General features: G+C 73.5%; 16 protein-coding genes and 1 pseudogene. 7 read left to right on the plus strand and 10 right to left on the minus strand.

All coding sequences use genetic code 11. From position 1 onward, the window contains the following. The first annotated feature begins 540 nt into the window (after nucleotides 1-540). Nucleotides 541-3,564, plus strand: coding sequence for an alpha-mannosidase (locus ACZ4V6_RS24300; RefSeq protein ID WP_467830987.1), 3,024 nt, complete (start codon nucleotides 541-543; stop codon nucleotides 3,562-3,564). Between the two features lie 98 nt (nucleotides 3,565-3,662). On the opposite strand, the gene ACZ4V6_RS24305 is transcribed toward ACZ4V6_RS24300, so the two are convergent. Beyond that, nucleotides 3,663-5,084: a lipase maturation factor family protein gene (locus ACZ4V6_RS24305; protein ID WP_467830989.1), complete on the minus strand. Its 1,422-nt coding sequence runs from the start codon at nucleotides 5,082-5,084 to the stop codon at nucleotides 3,663-3,665. A 118-nt stretch (nucleotides 5,085-5,202) separates the two neighbouring features. Between ACZ4V6_RS24305 and ACZ4V6_RS24310 the strand changes: the two genes are divergently transcribed. Together ACZ4V6_RS24310 and ACZ4V6_RS24315 are read left to right on the plus strand one after the other, a co-directional pair. Next, nucleotides 5,203-7,287 (plus strand): SpoIIE family protein phosphatase, encoded by a 2,085-nt coding sequence (locus ACZ4V6_RS24310; RefSeq protein ID WP_467830991.1) that lies wholly within the window; start codon nucleotides 5,203-5,205, stop codon nucleotides 7,285-7,287. 78 nt (nucleotides 7,288-7,365) lie between these two features. After that, a pseudogene (locus ACZ4V6_RS24315) lies at nucleotides 7,366-7,620 on the plus strand (sigma factor-like helix-turn-helix DNA-binding protein); the annotation flags it as partial. Between the two features lie 37 nt (nucleotides 7,621-7,657). On the opposite strand, the gene ACZ4V6_RS24320 reads toward ACZ4V6_RS24315, so the two are convergent. From ACZ4V6_RS24320 to ACZ4V6_RS24330, 3 genes are all read right to left on the minus strand, one after another. Then, nucleotides 7,658-8,317, minus strand: coding sequence for a zf-HC2 domain-containing protein (locus tag ACZ4V6_RS24320; protein WP_467830994.1), 660 nt, complete (start codon nucleotides 8,315-8,317; stop codon nucleotides 7,658-7,660). A 170-nt stretch (nucleotides 8,318-8,487) separates the two neighbouring features. Next, on the minus strand, nucleotides 8,488-8,997 hold the full coding sequence (locus ACZ4V6_RS24325) for a hypothetical protein (RefSeq protein ID WP_467830997.1): 510 nt from the start codon (nucleotides 8,995-8,997) through the stop codon (nucleotides 8,488-8,490). A gap of 141 nt (nucleotides 8,998-9,138) precedes the next feature. Next, entirely contained in the window at nucleotides 9,139-9,684 is a 546-nt protein-coding gene (locus ACZ4V6_RS24330) for a sigma-70 family RNA polymerase sigma factor (RefSeq protein WP_318216402.1), read from the minus strand. Nucleotides 9,685-9,913: 229 nt separating this feature from the next. On the opposite strand from ACZ4V6_RS24330, the gene ACZ4V6_RS24335 reads away from it, so the two are divergent. Then, complete coding sequence (locus ACZ4V6_RS24335) at nucleotides 9,914-11,068, plus strand: CapA family protein (RefSeq protein WP_467831000.1); 1,155 nt, start codon at nucleotides 9,914-9,916, stop codon at nucleotides 11,066-11,068. 23 nt (nucleotides 11,069-11,091) lie between these two features. Here ACZ4V6_RS24335 and ACZ4V6_RS24340 read toward each other — a convergent pair whose 3' ends face one another. After that, entirely contained in the window at nucleotides 11,092-11,565 is a 474-nt protein-coding gene (locus tag ACZ4V6_RS24340) for a MarR family winged helix-turn-helix transcriptional regulator (RefSeq protein WP_467831002.1), read from the minus strand. Between the two features lie 75 nt (nucleotides 11,566-11,640). On the opposite strand from ACZ4V6_RS24340, the gene ACZ4V6_RS24345 reads away from it, so the two are divergent. Then, on the plus strand, nucleotides 11,641-12,456 hold the full coding sequence (locus tag ACZ4V6_RS24345; RefSeq protein WP_467831005.1) for an alpha/beta fold hydrolase: 816 nt from the start codon (nucleotides 11,641-11,643) through the stop codon (nucleotides 12,454-12,456). Here the strand turns inward: ACZ4V6_RS24345 and ACZ4V6_RS24350 are convergent. Together ACZ4V6_RS24350 and ACZ4V6_RS24355 are read right to left on the minus strand one after the other, a co-directional pair. Next, nucleotides 12,453-13,865: an amino acid permease gene (locus ACZ4V6_RS24350; protein ID WP_467831008.1), complete on the minus strand. Its 1,413-nt coding sequence runs from the start codon at nucleotides 13,863-13,865 to the stop codon at nucleotides 12,453-12,455. The genes ACZ4V6_RS24345 and ACZ4V6_RS24350 overlap by 4 nt on opposite strands. A 102-nt stretch (nucleotides 13,866-13,967) precedes the next feature. Further along, entirely contained in the window at nucleotides 13,968-14,429 is a 462-nt protein-coding gene (locus ACZ4V6_RS24355; RefSeq protein ID WP_077796473.1) for a universal stress protein, read from the minus strand. 169 nt (nucleotides 14,430-14,598) lie between these two features. Between ACZ4V6_RS24355 and ACZ4V6_RS24360 the strand changes: the two genes are divergently transcribed. After that, on the plus strand, nucleotides 14,599-15,435 hold the full coding sequence (locus tag ACZ4V6_RS24360) for a polysaccharide deacetylase family protein (protein WP_467831011.1): 837 nt from the start codon (nucleotides 14,599-14,601) through the stop codon (nucleotides 15,433-15,435). 30 nt (nucleotides 15,436-15,465) lie between these two features. Here ACZ4V6_RS24360 and ACZ4V6_RS24365 read toward each other — a convergent pair whose 3' ends face one another. Beyond that, complete coding sequence (locus ACZ4V6_RS24365) at nucleotides 15,466-16,134, minus strand: class F sortase (RefSeq protein ID WP_467831014.1); 669 nt, start codon at nucleotides 16,132-16,134, stop codon at nucleotides 15,466-15,468. Nucleotides 16,135-16,466: 332 nt separating this feature from the next. Between ACZ4V6_RS24365 and ACZ4V6_RS24370 the strand changes: the two genes are divergently transcribed. Continuing rightward, complete coding sequence (locus ACZ4V6_RS24370) at nucleotides 16,467-16,961, plus strand: hypothetical protein (RefSeq protein ID WP_467831015.1); 495 nt, start codon at nucleotides 16,467-16,469, stop codon at nucleotides 16,959-16,961. A 95-nt stretch (nucleotides 16,962-17,056) separates the two neighbouring features. On the opposite strand, the gene ACZ4V6_RS24375 is transcribed toward ACZ4V6_RS24370, so the two are convergent. Together ACZ4V6_RS24375 and ACZ4V6_RS24380 are read right to left on the minus strand one after the other, a co-directional pair. Beyond that, entirely contained in the window at nucleotides 17,057-17,191 is a 135-nt protein-coding gene (locus ACZ4V6_RS24375) for a hypothetical protein (protein WP_467831017.1), read from the minus strand. Nucleotides 17,192-17,832: 641 nt separating this feature from the next. Beyond that, on the minus strand, nucleotides 17,833-18,567 hold the full coding sequence (locus ACZ4V6_RS24380) for a bestrophin-like domain (RefSeq protein ID WP_467831019.1): 735 nt from the start codon (nucleotides 18,565-18,567) through the stop codon (nucleotides 17,833-17,835). Nucleotides 18,568-18,604 lie beyond the last annotated feature (37 nt).

The following is an 18,604-nucleotide window of genomic DNA, read 5'->3' on the forward strand; positions in this document are numbered from 1 at the left end:
CGCCCCGGCCCGGACCGCGCCACCGGCGACCGGATCGACGCCCGGCCGGAGCGGATGCCGCCGCCCGCGAGGAGGACGCCCCGGGCCGCCCGGCGGGGCGCCGTCACGGCCGTGCGCTCCTGGGCTCTCGCTCGGCCCGCTCACCGACGGCCGGCGCCCGAAGGACACGGCCCGGGACCCGGCCCGCGCGGTCCTCGCGGCACGGGAGGGAGCGCGCCCGGCCCCCGCCTCGCGCCCCACCGCCCCGGCCCGCGCACCCGGGAGCGCCGTCCTCGGCGCCTTCTTCCGGCCGGCCGCCGACGGCGCCCGTCCCACCACCGTCCTCGACACGCGCGCCCCCGGAACCCGGCACCTCGCGGCGCGCGGCAGCACCGGGGCCGCCTCTCCCGACGAGGTACTCGCCGGCCCGCCCCCACGGTTCGGAGGGCGCGGGGCGGGGGAGCTGTACTCCAGGCCGGCCCCCGTCCCGAACCCTCCGCCGCGCCGGAAAGCAGCCGCGGCACAGCCGGAACCACCCGCCCCCGACCCCGGAGCGTCCGCATGCATGACGACCGCAACCTGGTCGAGGCCCGCCTCGAGCGCGTCCTCGACGAGCGCGTCCGCCCCGCCGTGTACCCCGAGTCCGTGCCCCTGGAGGTGGCGGTCTGGCACGCCCCGGGCGAGCCCGTCCCGGTGGCGGAGGGGCTCGCGGCCGAACCGCGGCCCATCGAGGCCGGCTCCCGCTGGGGCGTGCCCTGGGGCACCAGCTGGTTCCGCGTCACCGGAACCGTGCCCGAGGAGTGGGCCGGGAGGACCGTCGAGGCGGTCCTCGACCTCGGCTTCGACGAGAACACGCCCGGCTTCCAGTGCGAGGGCCTGGTCTACCGCCCCGACGGCACCCCGGTGAAGGGCCTCAACCCGCGCAACCAGTGGGTGCGGATCGGCGCACCCGTCGAGGGCGGCGAGGAGGTCCGCCTGCACGTCGAGGCCGCCTCCAACCCCGTCGTCCTCGACCCTCACCACCCCTTCGCGCCCACGCGGCTCGGCGACAAGGACACCGCGGGCAGCGAGCCGCAGTACACCCTCGCCCGCATGGACCTCGCCGTCCTCGACGAGACGGTGTGGAACCTGGTCCTCGACCTGGAGGTGCTCGGCGAGCTGATGGCCGAGCTGCCCGTGGAGTCGCCGCGCCGCTGGGAGATCCTGCGCGCCGTCGACAAGGCCCTGGACGCCATCGACCTCCAGGACGTGAACGGCACGGCGGAGGAGGCCCGTTCACACCTCACCGGGGTGCTGTCCGCGCCGGCCGCCCCCTCCGCGCACCGCATCAGCGCCGTCGGCCACGCGCACATCGACTCGGCGTGGCTGTGGCCGCTGCGCGAGACCGTGCGCAAGGTCGCCCGCACCACCTCCAGCATGACCGCCCTGCTGGAGGACGAGCCGGACTTCGTCTTCGCCATGTCGCAGGCCCAGCAGTGGGCGTGGGTGCGCGACCACCGGCCCGAGGTGTGGGCGCGGGTCAAGAAGGCCGTGGCCGGCGGACGGTTCGTGCCGGCCGGCGGCATGTGGGTCGAGTCGGACACCAACATGCCCGGCTCCGAGGCGATGGCCCGGCAGTTCGTGCACGGCAAGCGCTTCTTCCTCGACGAGTTCGGCGTCGAGAACGACGAGGCGTGGCTCCCGGACACCTTCGGCTTCGCCGCCGGACTGCCGCAGATCATCGAGGCGGCCGGGGCCAAGTACCTGCTGACGCAGAAGATCTCCTGGTCGCAGACGAACACGTTCCCGCACCACACCTTCCGCTGGGAGGGCATCGACGGCACCCGGATCTTCACGCACTTCCCGCCCGCCGACACCTACAACTGCTCCATGAAGGGCAGCGAGATCGCGCACGCCGCCCGCAACTTCAAGGACAAGGGAGTCGCACGGCACTCCCTCGCCCCCACCGGCTGGGGCGACGGAGGCGGCGGCACCACCCGCGAGATGGTCGCCAAGGCCGCCCGGCTGCGCGACCTCGAGGGTTCGGCCACGGTCGAGTGGGAGACCCCGCGCGCCTTCTTCGAGAAGGCGGAGGCCGAGAACCCGCGGCCGCCGGTCTGGGTGGGCGAGCTCTACCTCGAACTCCACCGCGCCACCCTCACCAGCCAGGCCAGGACCAAGCAGGGCAACCGCCGCAGCGAACACCTGCTGCGGGAGGCCGAGCTGTGGGCGGCCACGGCCGCCGTACACACCGGCTTCCCCTACCCGTACGAGGACCTGGACCGCATCTGGAAGACGGTGCTGCTGCACCAGTTCCACGACATCCTGCCCGGCTCCTCCATCGCCTGGGTGCACCGCGAGGCACGCGCCACCTACGACCGCCTCGCCGCCGAACTGAACGAGATCGTCGACGCCGCCCAGCACGCCCTGGCCGGCGAGGGCGACACCCCGCTCGTCTTCAACTCCGCCCCGCACACCCGCTCCGGCGTCCCGGCCGGCGCCGCCGCCGTGCCCGCGACCGGGGGCCGCACCGGCCTGACCCCCCGCCCGGGCGGCGGCCACGTCCTCGACAACGGCCTGTTGCGCGTCGAGATCGACGCATGCGGCCTGGTCGTGTCGGCGTACGACATCGACGCCGACCGCGAGACCGTCGCACCGGGCGGGGCCGGCAACCTGCTCCAGCTCCACCCCGACCTCCCCAACATGTGGGACGCCTGGGACGTCGACGCGTTCTACCGCAACACGGTCACCGACCTCACCGACGCCGACGAGGTCGCCCCCGGCGACGACGGCGCCTCGGTGCGGATCGTCCGCTCCTTCGGCTCCTCCCGCGTCACCCAGCTGCTCACCCTCGCGCCGGGGGAGCGGCGGCTGGAGGTGGACACCGAGGTCGACTGGCACGAGACGGAGAAGTTCCTCAAACTCGCCTTCCCCCTCGACGTGCACGCCGAACGGTACGCCTCGGAGACCCAGTTCGGTCACTTCCACCGGCCCACCCACACCAACACCAGCTGGGAGGCGGCCAAGTTCGAGGCCTGCAACCACCGCTTCGTCCACCTGGAGGAGCCCGGCTGGGGCGTGGCCGTCGTCAACGACTCGACGTACGGCCACGACGTGACCCGTACCGTCCGCACCGACGGCGACCGCGGGACGACCACCACCGTCCGCGTGTCCCTGCTGCGCGCCCCGCGCTTCCCCGACCCCGAGACCGACCAGGGCGTGCACCGCTTCCGGCACGCGCTGGTACCCGGCGCGGGCATCGGCGACGCGGTGCGCGAGGGCTGGCGGATCAACCTGCCGGAGCGGCGCGCCACCGGCGCCGGGGAGGTCGCGCCGCTGGTCTCGGTCGACACGGACGCCGTCGTGATCACCGCCGTCAAGCTGGCCGACGACGGCAGCGGCGACGTGGTCGTCCGCTTCCACGAGGCCCACGGCGGCCGGGCCCGCGCCACGCTCACCACCGGGTTCGCGGCCACGGACGTCCAGGTGACCGACCTGCTGGAACGCCCGCTCGCGGACACGGAGGCACCCCGGCCGGCCGATGGGCGGATCCACGTACGGCTGCGGCCGTTCCAGCTGATGACCCTGCGGCTGAAGCGCGCCTGACGGCGCCGGCGGGTCCGGTCCACCGCGCGTGCCGGGCCCACCGGACGCCGGGGGGGCCGTGTCCCCTTGCGTGATCTGCGGACCCCGGTCTCCCGGAACTATGTCCTCCGGGAGGTTCCCGCCAGCCGGGTCGGCGGCAGGTACTCCTGTACGTACGTACGCTCCCAGCACGCTCCCGTCTCCCGCAGCTCGCGCCAGGTCGTGTACCGGTAGCGGAAGAGGCGGGCCCGGACGAAACGCGGCGGCGCGCCCGGCGGGAACGGCGAACGGCGCAGCAGCCGCAGCGTGGCCCGGTCGTTCTCCAGCAGCCGTTCCACGAAGACGCCGAACCACGGCCCCGCGTACGACGGCGACAACGCGGCGAACCACATCAGCCAGTCCAGCCGCAGGTGGTACGGCGCGAACTGGCGCGGCCAGCGCCGCGGATCACCGGGCTTGCCCTTGAACTCGTACTCCCGCCAGTCCGAGTCCTCGCGCGCCACCTCGTCGGCGGTGCCCTCGACCACCACCTCGTAGCGGACCCGGCTGACGCTGCCGAAGGCGCCGTAGGTGTTGACCAGGTGCAGCGGGTCGAAGGACCGGTTCATCACCTGCCGGCGGGAGAGCATGTTGAGGACCGGCCGGTGGCTGAGGAAGACCAGCAGCGCCGCCACCGCGAGGACGACGACCACGTACCACGGCGGAGCGTCCGCCACGGACGGCGGATGCGCCGGGAACCGGACCGCCGACAGGGCCAGCACGACGGTGATCCAGTTCAGCCAGGCGAAGTTGCCCGACAGCACCAGCCACAGCTGGGTGACGATCATGAGCGCCGCGGCGGCCGTCGCGACGGGCTGCGGCGTGAACAGCAGGAAGGGGACCACCAGCTGCGTGACGTGGTTCGCCGCCACCTCCACGCGGTGCAGCGGCCGGGGCAGACGGTGGAAGAACCAGCTCAGCGGTCCCGGCATCGGCTGGGTCTCGTGATGATGGTCCAGGCACGTCAGCTTCCGCCAGCACTCGTCGCCGCGCATCTTGATCAGCCCCGCCCCGAACTCGACGCGGAACAGCAGCCAGCGCAGCAGGAACAGCACCACGACCGGCGGCGCCACCTCGTCGTTTCCGAGGAAGACGGCGAGGAACCCGGTCTCCAGCAGCAGCGACTCCCAGCCGAACGAGTACCAGGTCTGCCCGACGTTGACGACCGACAGGTACAGCGCCCACGGCACCAGCCACAGCAGCATGGCCCCCCACAGCGGCAGCAGCGAGTCCAGCCCCGCCACCAGCGCCGCCGACACCGCGCAGCCCGACCAGACGCAGCCCGCGAAGAAGCGGTCCGAGTAGCGCAGCTGGAACAGGCTCGGCGCCCGTCTGAACGGCACCCGCTCGACGAACCGGGGCACCGGCAGCATGCCGCGCTCGCCGATCAGCGCGCGGAACTGCAGGGCCGCCGTCACGAACGCGGCCAGGTACACGACGGCCAGGGCCCGCTGGAAGACCAGACGGGTCAGCCAGTAGTCGGGTGCGGTGAACCACTCCACGGCTCGCGCTCCTCTCGTGCCACGCCCCCGGGTACCCCGGCCGCCCGGCGTCCCTCCCGGTCTCCGGACAGCGGGTCCGGAGTCGAATAATCGGGCAAATCCTGGCAAGGTGGGGCGCATGGTTGATCGGGGAGCGAGCGCCCTGTCACCCCCGGACGACTGGCCCGCCCACCCGGACCCGATCCTGGCGCTCAACCGCATGGGGAGCTTCGACTGGGACCTGGACTCCGGGCTGCTCCACATGGACGCCCAGGCGCACGAGGTGTTCGACCTGCGCCCGGACGAGTACGACGGCCGCCCCGAGGCCCTGTCCGCCCGCGTCCCGGCGGCGGAGGGTCACCGCCTCGACACCCTGGTCTCCCAGGCCATGAAGGACGGCAGCGAGAACTACGGGACCTACCTGCGCGTGCGCCGCCGCGACGGCACCCTGCGGTGGGTCCGCACCCAGGGCTACATCCGCCGCGACGAGACCGGCCGGCCCCGCCGCATCATCGGCATCGTCCGCGACGCCACCCAGGAGCTCGGCGACATCGAGGCCCGCCGCGAGCAGGCCGCCCTGGACGAGGCCCGCCGGCAGCAGACCAACGTCGTGCAGCTCACCACGGCGGCCCTCGCGCACGCGCGCACCGTGGACGACGTCCTCGACGCCCTCAAGGACACCCAGGGCCTCGCCCACCTGGGCGCCACCAGCGTCGTCATGGGCCTGGTGGAGGGCGGCCGCATCCTGCTCGTCGCCGGGGGCCCGGACGGCAGCTTCGTCCACGGCACCCGTGTCACCGGCGTCGACGAGGCCTACCCGATGAGCGAGGCCGTCCGTACGCTCAGCCCGCGCTTCATCGAGTCGCCGCAGGAGTTCGCGGAGCGCTATCCGATCCTGTGGCCGCACCTGGCCGGTCTGCACGTCACCGCGGCCGCCTATCTGCCGCTGATCGCCCAGGCCCAGCCCATCGGTGCCCTGGGGCTGCTCTACAGCGACCGGCAGGGGTTCTCGCCCGAGGACCGCAACGTGCTCGTCGCCCTCGGCAGCAGCATCGCGCAGAGCCTCCAGCGGGCCATGCTCTACGAGCAGGAGATGGACATCGCGGAGAGCCTGCAGCAGGCCCTGCTGCCGCGCACCATCCCCCGCGTCCCCGGCTGCGACGTCGCCGTCCGCTACCGCGCCGCCACCATCGGCGGCGCCCTCGGCCGTGACATCGGCGGCGACTGGTACGACCTGATCCTCCTGCCCGGCGGACGCGTCGGCGCCGTCATCGGCGACGTCCAGGGCCACGACACGCACGCCGCCGCCGTCATGGGCCAGCTGCGCACCGTGCTGCGCGCCTACGCCGCCGAGGGGCACCCCCCGGCCACCGTGATGGCGCGGGCCTCGGTCTTCCTGCGCGAGCTCGACACCGACCGCTTCGCGACCTGCCTGTACGCGGAGGCCGACCTGACCACCGGAGTCGTCCAGGTGGTCCGCGCCGGGCACCTCGACCCGCTGCTGCGGCACGGTGACGGCAGCTGCCGCCGCGTCCCCGTGGAGGGCGGGCTGCCACTGGGCCTGTCCGCCGAGTTCGGGCGCCTCGCCTACCCCGTCGGCACCATCGAGCTGGACCCGGGAAACACCCTGCTGCTGTGCACCGACGGCCTGGTCGAGGAGCCCGGCGCCGACCTCGACGACGGGATGCGCGTCCTCGCGGAATTGGTCGCCTCCGGCCCGCAGGACGTACAGAACCTCGCCGACCGGCTGATCGAGGCGGCCGACGAGCGTCGCGGCGACGACGACGTGGCCCTGCTCGCGCTGCGCCGCCGCACCCCGGACACGCCCCGGATCGGCGGCCGGGTCCGCCAGCACGTCGCCCCGGGCGACCCCGAGGCCCTCTCCGAGGCCCGGCACATGATCCGTGCCGCGGTCCGCTCCTGGGGCGACGAGGAACACGCCGACGCGATCGAACTGGTCGCCGACGAGCTGATGACCAACGCCCTCATGCACACCGAGGGCTCCGCGATCGTCACCCTGCGGTTCCTGTCCGGCACCGACCGGCGGCTGCGCGTCGAGGTCGAGGACGCCTCCAGCGCCCTGCCGCGCCGCCGGGACCCGGGGGACTCCGGGGTCTCCGGACGGGGGCTGAGCCTGGTCGACACGCTCGCGGACGTGTGGGGCGTGGAGGCGCGGGGCAGCGGCAAGTGCGTGTGGTCGGAGTTCGTCATGCCGCACGACTGACACCGCGCCGCCGATGCCGCGCCGCCGGTGGTCCACCCGGCCCGCGGGGGAGGCTGCGCCGGAAGGCCGGCCTCCCCGATGGCGTGCCGCGTCCCGGCGAGGGCGCCTGGCCCTGCGGGCCGGGCCCCGTGGACGCCCTGGGGGGAGCCCGGCCGGACCCGCCGGCTCGTGGCCGACCGCGAGAGCGTCGAGGAGGCGGTGCGCCGGCTGCCGCCGCGCGAGCGGGCCGTCCTGCGTCCGCGCTTCCTCGCGGACCGGTCGCAGAGCCGCACCGCCCGGCGGACGGGTGTCTCCCGGACGCGCGTCTCCCGGCTGCCCGCCCGGACCCGCGCCCGCATCCGGCACGAGACCCTCGCCGCGAGGCGACCGCTCAGCCGGCCCGTCCGACGGGGAGCGTCACCAGGCGCTCCCCGTCCATGGTCCGCACCTCGTAGCGGGCGGTCTGGCCCGGACGCAGCGCCGCGCCGCCGCGCAGGGTGTTCGGCCGGGCGTCGTGGCCGGGGGCGCTCCAGGTGGTGACCGTCTCCTCGGTGCCGTCGCGGCCGACGGCGACGAGCCGGCAGGCGCGCGGGCCCGCCCCGTCCTTGACCTCGACTTCCACGTCACTGCCCCAGGCCTCCTCCGCGGCCGTGACCCGCGCCCACACCCCCGTCCGTTCGTCGGCCGCGGTGAGCCGCACACCCGGTGCGGCCTGCCGGGCCTGGACCGCGAGGCCGGACCCGGCCACCGCGCACACCGCGGCGGCGGCCACGGCGTACAGGAACCGCCGGCGGCCGGCCCGGTGCCGTGCCGCCACCTCCGACAGCAGGCGGTCCAGCAGCTTCGGGCCGGGACGGGCCAGGGGGTGGACGAGGCGTGGCGTCGCCCGTCGGTACAGCATCAACTGGCGGGCGGTGGGCCCGAGGTCCGTCACCTGCGCCGCGCACCGGGGGCATTCCACGAGGTGGTCCTCGAAGCGGAACGCGTCCGCCTCGTCCAGCACGCCGAGCGCGTAGGCGCCGACGTCGCGATGCCTCTCCAGGGACCTCATGCCGAATCCTCGTGCCGTCGGGTGGGGGCGGGGGTGCTCCTTGCTCCCACCGGTACGCACCGGACAGCCGAATCACTCAAGCCGCGCGCACGATCGCCACCCCGGGTCCCGGAGGGGTCCGGGACCCGGGGAACGGTCCGTACGGGGAGGATTCCCGGCCGGGGCGGCGCCTAGAAGAGGTGGATGGCGAGGTGGCCGAGCGGCAGCCCCAGTTGCCAGGCCGGGGTCCACACCTTCGGACCCTCGTCCTCCCCGGCGCCCGGGGCGCCGCCGGGCACCGCGTTCAGGTCCGGGGCGAGCAGTTCGGTCTCCTGGAGCCAGCGCCAGGCCGCGCGGGCCAGCTCCAGGTCCGGCGAGTGCCGGCCGGTGGCGTCGGCCGCGACCTCGGCCAGCCGCTCGTGCACCCACTCGTGCCACGGCTGGTCGTAGGCCGTGAGGGACAGCCACGTCTCCAGGTGGGTGACGACCCGGATGCCGCTCAGCTCGTTCTCGGTGTCGGACAGGAAGACGGTCAGCGCCAGCGCGTCCCGGCCGGCGCGGAACTCGAAGGACGTCGGCGGCATCAGGTCGCCGGTCCGCAGCAGCTCGTCGGCGATGTACTCGGCGTACAACCACGCCATCGGAACGGTCAGTTCGCCTCCGCCGGTGCCGTCCGTGCCCTCTTGACCTCTGTGCAGCATCCCTTCCTGCCTTCCTCCGGTGCGTGCGCGTCGCCCGACCCGGGTCATGGGCCCCCGACCGGAACACGGATGAGGACAGCCGATTACCCAACCGGGGCCCACGGCAAGGCGCTTTACGGAGGCTTGACCAAGGGGTCGGTTTCACCGCAGGTCGGCGGCGTATCCCGGTAGCACCCTGCGCAGGGCGCGCAGCGCGTAGTACGCGCGGGACTTCACGGTACCGGGCGGGATGCCGAGGGCTGTCGCGGCTTCCGCCACACTCGCCCCCTGGAAGTACACCAGCACCAGGACTTCACGGTGCTCCGGAGTGAGTGTCTTCACAGCCTCCCGCACATCGAGGGCGGCGGCGGCCCGCTCGGCGTGGTCGGCGCAGACCGGCGCGTTCTCCAGCACCGCGTCGCCGACCTCGGCCGGCCTCGCCTGCCGGGCCCGGCGCGCGTCGATCGCCAGCCGCCGGGCCACGGTGAGCAGCCAGGGCCGTACCGAGTCGAAGGCGTCGGCGCGCAGTGCCTCGGGGTGCTGCCAGGCGCGCACCAGGGTCTCCTGGACGAGGTCCTCGGCGCGCTGGCGGTCGCCGTCGCTGAGCCGCAGCAGCAGCGCGAAGAGCGGCCGGCCGTGCTCGCGCTGCAGTGCGGCGAGTTCGTGCTCGGCGGTCGTCGCGTCGGGGAGGGTGATTCCGGCCGTCATGGCCGTATGGCACCGCAGGGTCCCGCACGGGGACAGGGCGCGCGCACAGGTGTGCGACGGACGGTCGATCGCGTCGGTGAACGGTCCGACGAACGGTCGGCGTGCTCCTTTCGTGCGCACCGGCGGGCCGATGGGCGTGTCGGAACCCCCCGCGGCGACGTCCGTCTCTTTACCTATTCATATGTAAATGTGATTTTTATCGTGCAGGTGACCCCAGCGGAGTGAACGGATGATCACACGCAGTCGGCAGGTGGCCCTGGCCCTGACCGCCCTCCTCACCGCGGGCGCGGCCTGCCAGGCCCGTGACCACGAACCGCCGGCGCGGCCGGCTCCCGCCCCGTCCGCCGCCCCCAACGGCGCCTTCACGCTCGTCGCCTCCGGCGACGTCCTGCCCCACGACTCGATCATCGAGCGGGCGCGCTTCGACGCGGGCGGCACCGGCTACGACTTCCGCCCCATGCTCGCCGGCGCGAAACCCGTCGTCGCGCGTGCCGACCTCGCCCTGTGCCACATGGAGACGGTGTACGGCGCGAACGGCGACTACAGCGGCTACCCCCTCTTCAGGTCCCCGCCCGAGGTGGCGGCGGCCCTGGCCGCCACCGGCTACGACGGCTGCTCCACCGCCTCCAACCACACCTTCGACGCCGGCGCGGACGGCATCCGCCACACCCTGGACGCCCTCGACCGCGCCGGCGTGCGGCACGCCGGGTCCGCCCGCACCGAGCAGGAGGCGCGCACCACGACGATCCTGCGCGCGGGCGCGGCCCGGGTCGCCCACCTCGCCTACACCTTCGACACCAACGGCCGTCCGGCGCCGCAGGGGCAGCCGTGGGCGGTCCAGCTGATCGACGAGGACCGGATCGTCACGGACGCGCGGGCCGCCCGGAAGGCCGGCGCCGACGTCGTCGTCGTGTCCGTGCACTGGGGCACCGAGTGGCAGGACGAGCCCGACGACGACCAGACGGCCCTGGCCGAGAGCCTGACCGCCGCCCGCAGCGGCGACCGTCCCGCCATCGACCTGATCATCGGCACGCACGCCCATGTCCCGCAGGCGTACGAGAAGGTCAACGGCACCTGGGTGGTCTACGGGATGGGCGACCAGATCTCCAGCGAGATGATCAACAATGACGGTGAGCGCGACCCGCGCAGCAACCAGTCGAGCATCGGCCGCTTCACCTTCGCCCCGCCCGCCCGTCCCGGCGAACGCTGGCGGGTGACGAAGGCCGAGTTCGTCCCGCACCTCTTCGACGTCGACGCGGGCCGGGTGGTGAACCTCAACCGGGCCCTGAAGGAGGGCGCCGAGGTGCGCGCCGTGCGCGACCGGATCCGGGACGTGGTGCTCAGCCGGGGCGCCGCCGAGGACGGGCTGGTGATGGGGGAGTAGCGCCGGCCGGCCGCCCCCGTGGGTCAGCCGACGTCGACGTGGTCGAGGGCGTGCAGCATCTCGCCCAGTACGCGCAGGCAGGCCGTCACGTCGTCCGCCGTGAGCGCGCCGCCGACCGCGCGGAGCACGGCGTGCTCGCGTTCGAGGACCCCGGTGATCGTGCTCCGGCCCGCGTCGGTGAGCCGGATCAGCGACGACCGCCGGTGGGCCGGGTTCGGGATGCTCTCCACCAGGCCGCGACCCGCCGCGTCGTTCACCATGCGCTGCACGAACTGACGGCTGATCGCCTGCGCCCTGCCCATCTGCGGCACGGTCATCGGCCCGCCCCGGTGCAGCAGGGTCAGCACGGCACGCACGCCGACGGACACGCCGTCGTCGGCCAGGCCCTGCTCGACGCCGCGCTGGGCGCGCCGGTAGAGGGGGCCGACCAGGTCGTAGACCTCGGTCAGGCGGTGGGCGAGTTCGTCCGGGGGCAGGGGGGTGGCGGTGTCGTCCATGCCGACAGTGTCGCCCATTCCGTCGCCATGACAACCAGGTTGCCAAATCTCCGTCAAGATGACACCTTGGTTGTCATGACTGCTGCTTCGGATCTGCGCTTCTTCGCCTCCGCCGACGGCGACCTCGCCTACCGCGACACCGGCACGGGCGCCCCGGTCGTGCTGCTGCACTCCGGATTCGCCGACCACCGGGTCTTCGACGCCCAGATACCGGCCCTGGCCGCCGCCCACCGCGTCATCGCGCCCGACGTCCGCGGCCACGGCGCCTCGGCCAACGCGACCCGGCCGTTCCGCTGGGCCGACGACCTGGCAGCCCTGCTGCGCCACCTCGACGCCGGCCCCGCGGTGCTCGTCGGTGTCTCGATGGGCGGGGCCATCGCCACCGACACCGTGCTGGAGTACCCGGAGCTGGTCCGGGCCGTCGTCGTGTGCGGCGCGGCCACCAGCGAGTTCGAGTACACCGACCCCTGGGCCCGCGACGTGCAGGCCGAGCAGGGCAGAGCCCTGGCCGCCGGTGACGTCGAGGGGTGGGTCACGGCCTTCCTGCGCTTCGTGCCCGGCGAGCACCGGACCGTCGAGGACGTGGACCCGGAGGTCCTGCGCAGGCTGCGCGAGATGGCCTTCGGCACCCTCTCCAAGCACGCGCCGGACGAGGAGAACCACCACGTGCCCATGACCGGCACCTGGGCCCGCGTCCCGAAGATCGACGTCCCGGTCCTCACCGTCAACGGCGCCCTCGACGGCCCGGACCTGATCGCGGAGGCCGAGAGGCTCGCGCGTACGGTCCCGGACGGCCGCTCCGTGACCGTCGAGGGCGTCGCCCACTACCCGAACATGGAGCGGCCAGAGGAGTTCAACAGGATCGTGCTCGACTTCCTGCGCGGCCTCTAACGGCCCGCCAGCTCCGACTTCCGGTACGAGTACCCGAAGTAGACCACCAGACCGATCAGGAACCACACGGCGAACCGCACCCAGGTCTGCCACTGCAGGAACGTGATCAGCCAGATCGAGAAGACGATCCCCAGCGCCGGCACGAACGGCATGAACGGCGTACGGAAGGTACGCGGCAGGTCCGGCTGCCGGTAGCGCAGGACGATCACCGCCGCGCACACCACCACGAACGCCAGCAGGATGCCGATGTTGGTCAGCTCGGCCGCCTCGCCGATCGGCAGGAACCCGGCGATGGCGGCCGACGCGAACCCGACGATCCAGGTGACCCGGGTCGGCACGTGCCGCGTCGGATGCGTCTTGGCGAACCACTTGGGCAGCAGCCCGTCCCGGCTCATGCTGAACCACACGCGCGTGACACCCAGCATGAACGTGAACATCACGGTGAGGATGCCGATGATGGCGCCCACCGCGATGACGTCGGCCAGCGAGCTGAGCCCCACCGACTTGAACGCCGTCGAGAAGCCGCTCTCCGGGTCGATCTCCTTGTAGTTCTGCATGCCGGTCAGCACCAGACAGGCGGCCACGTACAGCACCATCGAGATGATCAGTGAGTAGATGATCGCCTTCGGCATGTGGCGCTGGGCGTCCTTCGACTCCTCGGCCGCCGTCGACATGGCGTCGTAGCCGAAGACCGCGAAGAACACCGTCGCCGCGCCCGTGAACGCCCCGCTGACCCCGAACGGGAAGAACGGATGGTAGTTCGCGGTGTTGATGTGGAAGACGCCGACGCCGATCACCACCAGCACCACCAGCACCTTCAGCACGACCACGACCATCTCGAAGCGGGCCGCGTTCTTGATGCCGAGCGTCAGCAGGTAGGCGATCAGCAGACACAGCAACGCCGCGAACAGGTCGACCTTGTGCCCCTCCCCGGTGCCCGGCGCGCCCAGCATCCAGTTCGGGAGGTCGACGCCCATCTCGCCGAGCAGGAAGCTGAAGTAGCCGGAGATGCCGATGGCGACCACCGCCACGATCGCCGTGTACTCCAGCAGCAGGTCCCAGCCGATGAACCAGCCGACCAGCTCGCCGAGGACCGCGTAGCCGTACGTGTAGGCCGAGCCCGCCTTCGGGATCAGCCCGGCGAACTCGGCGTAGGACAGCGCCGCCGCCGCGCTCGCGACGCCCGCGATGAGGAAGGAGATCAGGACCGCGGGGCCCGCGGTGCCGTTGGCCACGGTGCCGGCCAGCGTGAAGATGCCGGCGCCGATGATGCCGCCCACGCCGATGGCCGTCAGCTGCCACAACCCCAGGGACCGCACCAGGCCGGCGCCCTGTCCGGCCTCGGTGTCCTCGATGTGCTCGATGGGTTTGCGTCGGAGAACGCCCTCACCCATGCGGAATCCGGCCATGCGCCCCACCTCTTTGTGATCGGCAAACGGCTGACGGTGGATCATGATGACGCACTCGTGTTCCCGAAGGAAGGCGCGACGCACGCACCGGACCGACGGGTGCTACGGCACCACGGTCACCGGCCAGCGCCCCGCCTTCACCAGCCGCACCGCCACCGAACCCACGATACGGTGCCCGGCCTGCTCGGACGCGCCGACGACCACGGCGTCCGCCCGCAGCTCGTCGGCCGCCTTCACCAGACCGTTGTAGGGATCGCCGCGGAAGGTGTGGAACTCCCAGCGCACGTCGAATATCCCCTTGGACCGCTCCGCCGCCGAGCGGATCTGGGCCACCAGGTCCTCGGCGATCTCGTCGGTCGTGTCCGCCACCGGCGCCCCGAGCGCCGCCCCCGCCGCCAGCACGGGCTGCACGTATACCACGGCGAGCAGCGCGCGCTGCCGCCGGGCCAGACCGCCGGCGTAGGCCGCCGCGCGGAGCGAGGAGTCGGAGCCGTCCACCCCGACCACGATGACCTTCGGCCCGTCCGTGCCCCGTTCGAACTGATGGGAGTGCTGTTGCGTCACGCGGCGAGGCTATCGGACCCCGTGGCCGCCGCTGCCCGCGACCGCTTGCCTCACGCCGCCCCGGGGCGGGCCCCGGCCGGGCACGTCCACTGGGCCGGTCGGGTGGTTCTATGCCGCCGCAACGGTGTCGCTCAAGGGCGTCGACTCCTCTCCGGGCGAGTCATGAGTCATGAAGAAGGATCAGTTGCTCACGCGGCGCCGCGCGCTGCTCGCCGGCGTCGCGGCGGTCGGAGCGGCCGGCACCACCGGGGTGCTCGCGGCGGGCCGGGACCACGGGACGGCCCGGCCGGTCGCCCCCGCCCCGGGCGCCCAGGTGCGGCGCCCGCTGGAGCCCTCCGCCTACCGCCTCCAGCCCCTGGCCGGGTACGGCACACCCGGGGCCGGACCCCGCCGGCCCCCGGTGCGCAGCGAGCCGATCCTGCGCGTGTCCGGCCGGGGCCGCACCATGATGCTCACCTTCGACGACGGACCCGACCCCCGCCACACCCCCCGGATCCTGGACACGCTGGCGGAGTACGGCGTGCGCGCGACGTTCTTCGTGTGCGGGGAGATGGCCGACTACCACAAGGACCTGCTGTCCCGGATGGCCGACGAGGGGCACGTGGTCGGCAACCACACCTGGTCCCATCCCCTGCTGACCAAGCTCACCCGGCGCCGCGTCCGCTCCGAGATGGAGAGCACCTGCGAGATCATCGAGAAGGCTTACGGCGAGCCACCCCGCTGGTTCCGCGCGCCGTACGGGGCGTGGAACCGCGCCGTCTTCCAGCTCGGCGCCGAACTCGACATGGAACCCCTCGCCTGGACCGTCGACTCCCTCGACTGGACCACCCCGGGGACCGCCACCATCATCGACCGGGTCGAGGACGGCGCCGCCCCCGGCGTCGTCGTGCTGTCGCACGACGCCGGGGGAGACCGCTCGCAGACCGTGCGCGCCCTGCGTACCTACCTGCCGCGGCTGCTCGACTCCGGCTACCACCTCACCGTCCCCCGGCGGCAGCCGGCGTGACCCGCGCCGCGCCCGCCCGGCCGGGCCCGCTCAGCGGACCTCGGCCAGGCGGGCGAAAGCGACGACGTTCCCGTCGTAGCCGTTCTGCTTGGTGAAACCGCCGCCGCAGGTGATGACCCGCAGTTCGGGACCGCCCTTGGAGGCGTAGACCCGGTCGCCGGGGAAGTCGTCCTTCGCGAACACCTCGATGCCGTAGATCTCGAACACCGCGGTCTTTCCGTCCTGGCGGGACACCTCGATCCCGTTCCCCTTCTCCAGGGCACCGAGCCCGTAGAAGACGGCGGGCCCCTGGGTGTTGTCGACGTGGCCGACCACCACCGCCGTGCCCTTCTCCCCGGGGGAGACCGCGCCGGTGAACCAGCCGGCCAGATTCGGGTCCTCCGGCGGCGGCGCGCCGACCCAGCCGTCCGCGTCCAGGCCCACCGGCATGACCGGCGCGTCGACCTGGATGGCGGGGATCCTGACCCGGTCGGGGACCGCGTACGCCAGCGGGGCGAGTCCCGCCACGACGCCGTCCCCGCCGACGGCGCGCGTGTCCGAGGCGGCCGCCGGAGCGGGCTGCGGCGGGCCCGCGTCGAACTCGCCCGAACCGTTGCGGATGAGCGCGATCCCGGTCAGCAGAACCAGCGCTATCACGCCCCAGGGAGCGCGCTTCCTCCGTCGCTCCTCCTCTTCGGCCAGTTCCTCGGACCCGTACATTCGCCTTCCCCTCTCGACACGGCCGTCGCCGCGTCGTCCGCGCGTACGAGAACGCTAAGCGCGGCGCATCCGCGCGGCGACGGGACGCATGCGAACGGGTGGCGCGCGCACCCGGCGATGAGCCATCCGGGGAGCCCCCGGCCGGATTTTTCTGACGGGCCGTCACCTGCGGGGATGTCCGCTCGCCCGGCCGCGGCCCGGTACGCCCTCTCACCGGGACGGACCATTGCCGAAGTGCGGTCGCACACCGGGCAACCGAGGGTCTTCCCGGGAGGCGCTTTCTCGCCGATCGCCCGGGGACGTGCCCCGGGGCGCCTTCCGCGGAGGATGACATGCGCAACTTTCGTGCCCTGGCGGCCGCGGGCGCGGCGGTCGCCGTTCTCGGGCCGGCCGCCCCCACGGCCACCGCCGGCGGCGACCACAACACGCCGAGCAACATCGTCGCCCTGCCCAGCGTCATCGCGCGCGGCGGCCGGCTGACGGTCACGGTCGACGGCTGCCCGCAGGGCGGGGCGATGACCTCGGACGCGTTCGGCAGGGCCCACCTGACCCCGGTCCGGGGGGCCAACGAGACCTCCAGGGGCACCGCCACCATCCGGGACGAAGCCCGGCCCGGGTCCTACGACATCACGGTCGACTGCTCGGGCCGGACGCTGACGTGCCCGGCCGCGTTCGCCGTCGTCGGCGGTGTCCGCGGCGGTCTCGGCGGCAGCAGCTCGAGCGGGGCGACGCCGACGGACGTCGCGATCGGCAGCGGGCTCGTGGCCGCGGCCGTCGCCGGAGGCGGCCTGTCCTGGATGCGCCGCCGGCCCGAGCGCCGGACCTGACCCCGCCCCCACCGGGACCGCGCGGGCCCCGCCGCCGGGGAGAGAGCCCGTCCGTCACCGCCCCCGCGACGCACCGGGCGCGCGGGGCGCGGAGGTCAGGAGCCCTCCGCGCCGGAGCGACGGCGAAGGACGTGGTACGCCGCACCGACGGAGCCCGCGACGAGCGCGATGCCGAGCCCGGTCTCCTCGAGGTCGAAGCCGGCGGCGCCGCCGCCCTCGCCGGCGCGCACCCCCTGGGCGGTACGGAGCCGGGACGGTGCGCGTGGCCGCCGGCGACGGTCAGGCTCGTGGACCCCGTCCTCCCGTCACAGGCGGACGACACCCGGTACACCGCGCCGGGCCCGGCGTCCCGGTCGGCCCTCGCCCGTGCCGACACGTGCTCGCGCGGGACGACGACCGTGTCGAACACCGGCGACGAGACCGTCGCACGGCCCCGGCAGGCGCCGTCGTGACGGTCCACCCGCAGGGTGGCCTCACCACCCGCCGCGACGGTGGAGGGCTGGACGCCGAAGCCGAACGGCGTGGTGCCGCCGTCGGCTGCCGCGCCGGCCGGCACGCAGGAGGAGAGGGCGGCGACGCCAGGCAACGCGGTCGAGGCGACGGGTATCGCGCGCAGGGTGGATCCTCCGGGTCCCGAGGGGCAGCCGCGGGCCTGTTCCGCTCGCGTCAGGAATGCACCTCGATGCCCGAAACGCCGGGAAGGTCGGCGCGCGGGCGCGATCGCAGTCGCGCGAACGGGGCAAGCGTGTGGGCCGGACGGGGGGCGCCGTCGTGGCGGCCGGGGGACGGTGCCGGTGTGTCGGCGTGTCGGCGTGTCGGCGGGCCGCCCCCGTGCGGCGGTGACCGCAGGGGACGGCCCGTGCGGGTCCCGTCAGCCCTCGACACCCGGGAAGAGGCTCAGGAACGGTTCCGTGGACGCCGCGACCCCACGGCTGTAGGGCGCGTCGAAGTCCCAGATCAGGAAGAGCAGGAAGGCGATCAGCGCGGAGAACAGCCCGGCGAGCACCAGCTCCCGTGCGGTGCGCCGGATCTGCAGGGCGAAGACCATGCCGATCGTGACGACGGCACCGATGATGAGACCGAACCACACCACGCCCGGCATCGTGGCTCCGGTCGACTCCGCCCGGGAGGTGCGGGCCTGGTCCGCGGCGGCCACCTGGTCGAGGAGCGGCTGATAGGCCTGGGCCTCGAAGTCCGAGCGCGGCTCGTAGTCGGTGACGTCCGCGCGGACCCGGTCGAGGAGTTCGGTGCCGCGCTCGGTGACCTGGCCGTCGTCGGCCATGGACTTCCACTCGGTCGTGACGACGTGTCCGACATAAGCGTTGACATCCTCCCGGATGCGGTCACGGACGTCGGGTGGATAGACCCGGACACGCTCGGAGATCTCGTGCAGCGCGACGGCCTCCGCCTGCACGTGGTCCTCGGCCGCGCTGCGCGCCTCCCAGACGCCGGCGATGGCCAGGCCCAGGACGATGGCGTACACCACACCGATCCACATCGTCATGTACTCGATGACGTCCGGGGTCTCGGTGATGTCCTCGTCGTCGGACGCCGTGCGGTGCCGCAGGAAGGTGATGACGATGACGACGGCGCAAGCGGCCAGCATCGCGAGGATGAGAACAAGCCATTCCGGCAAGAGAAGC

Source organism: Streptomyces sp. NPDC029152 (genome assembly GCF_055564355.1).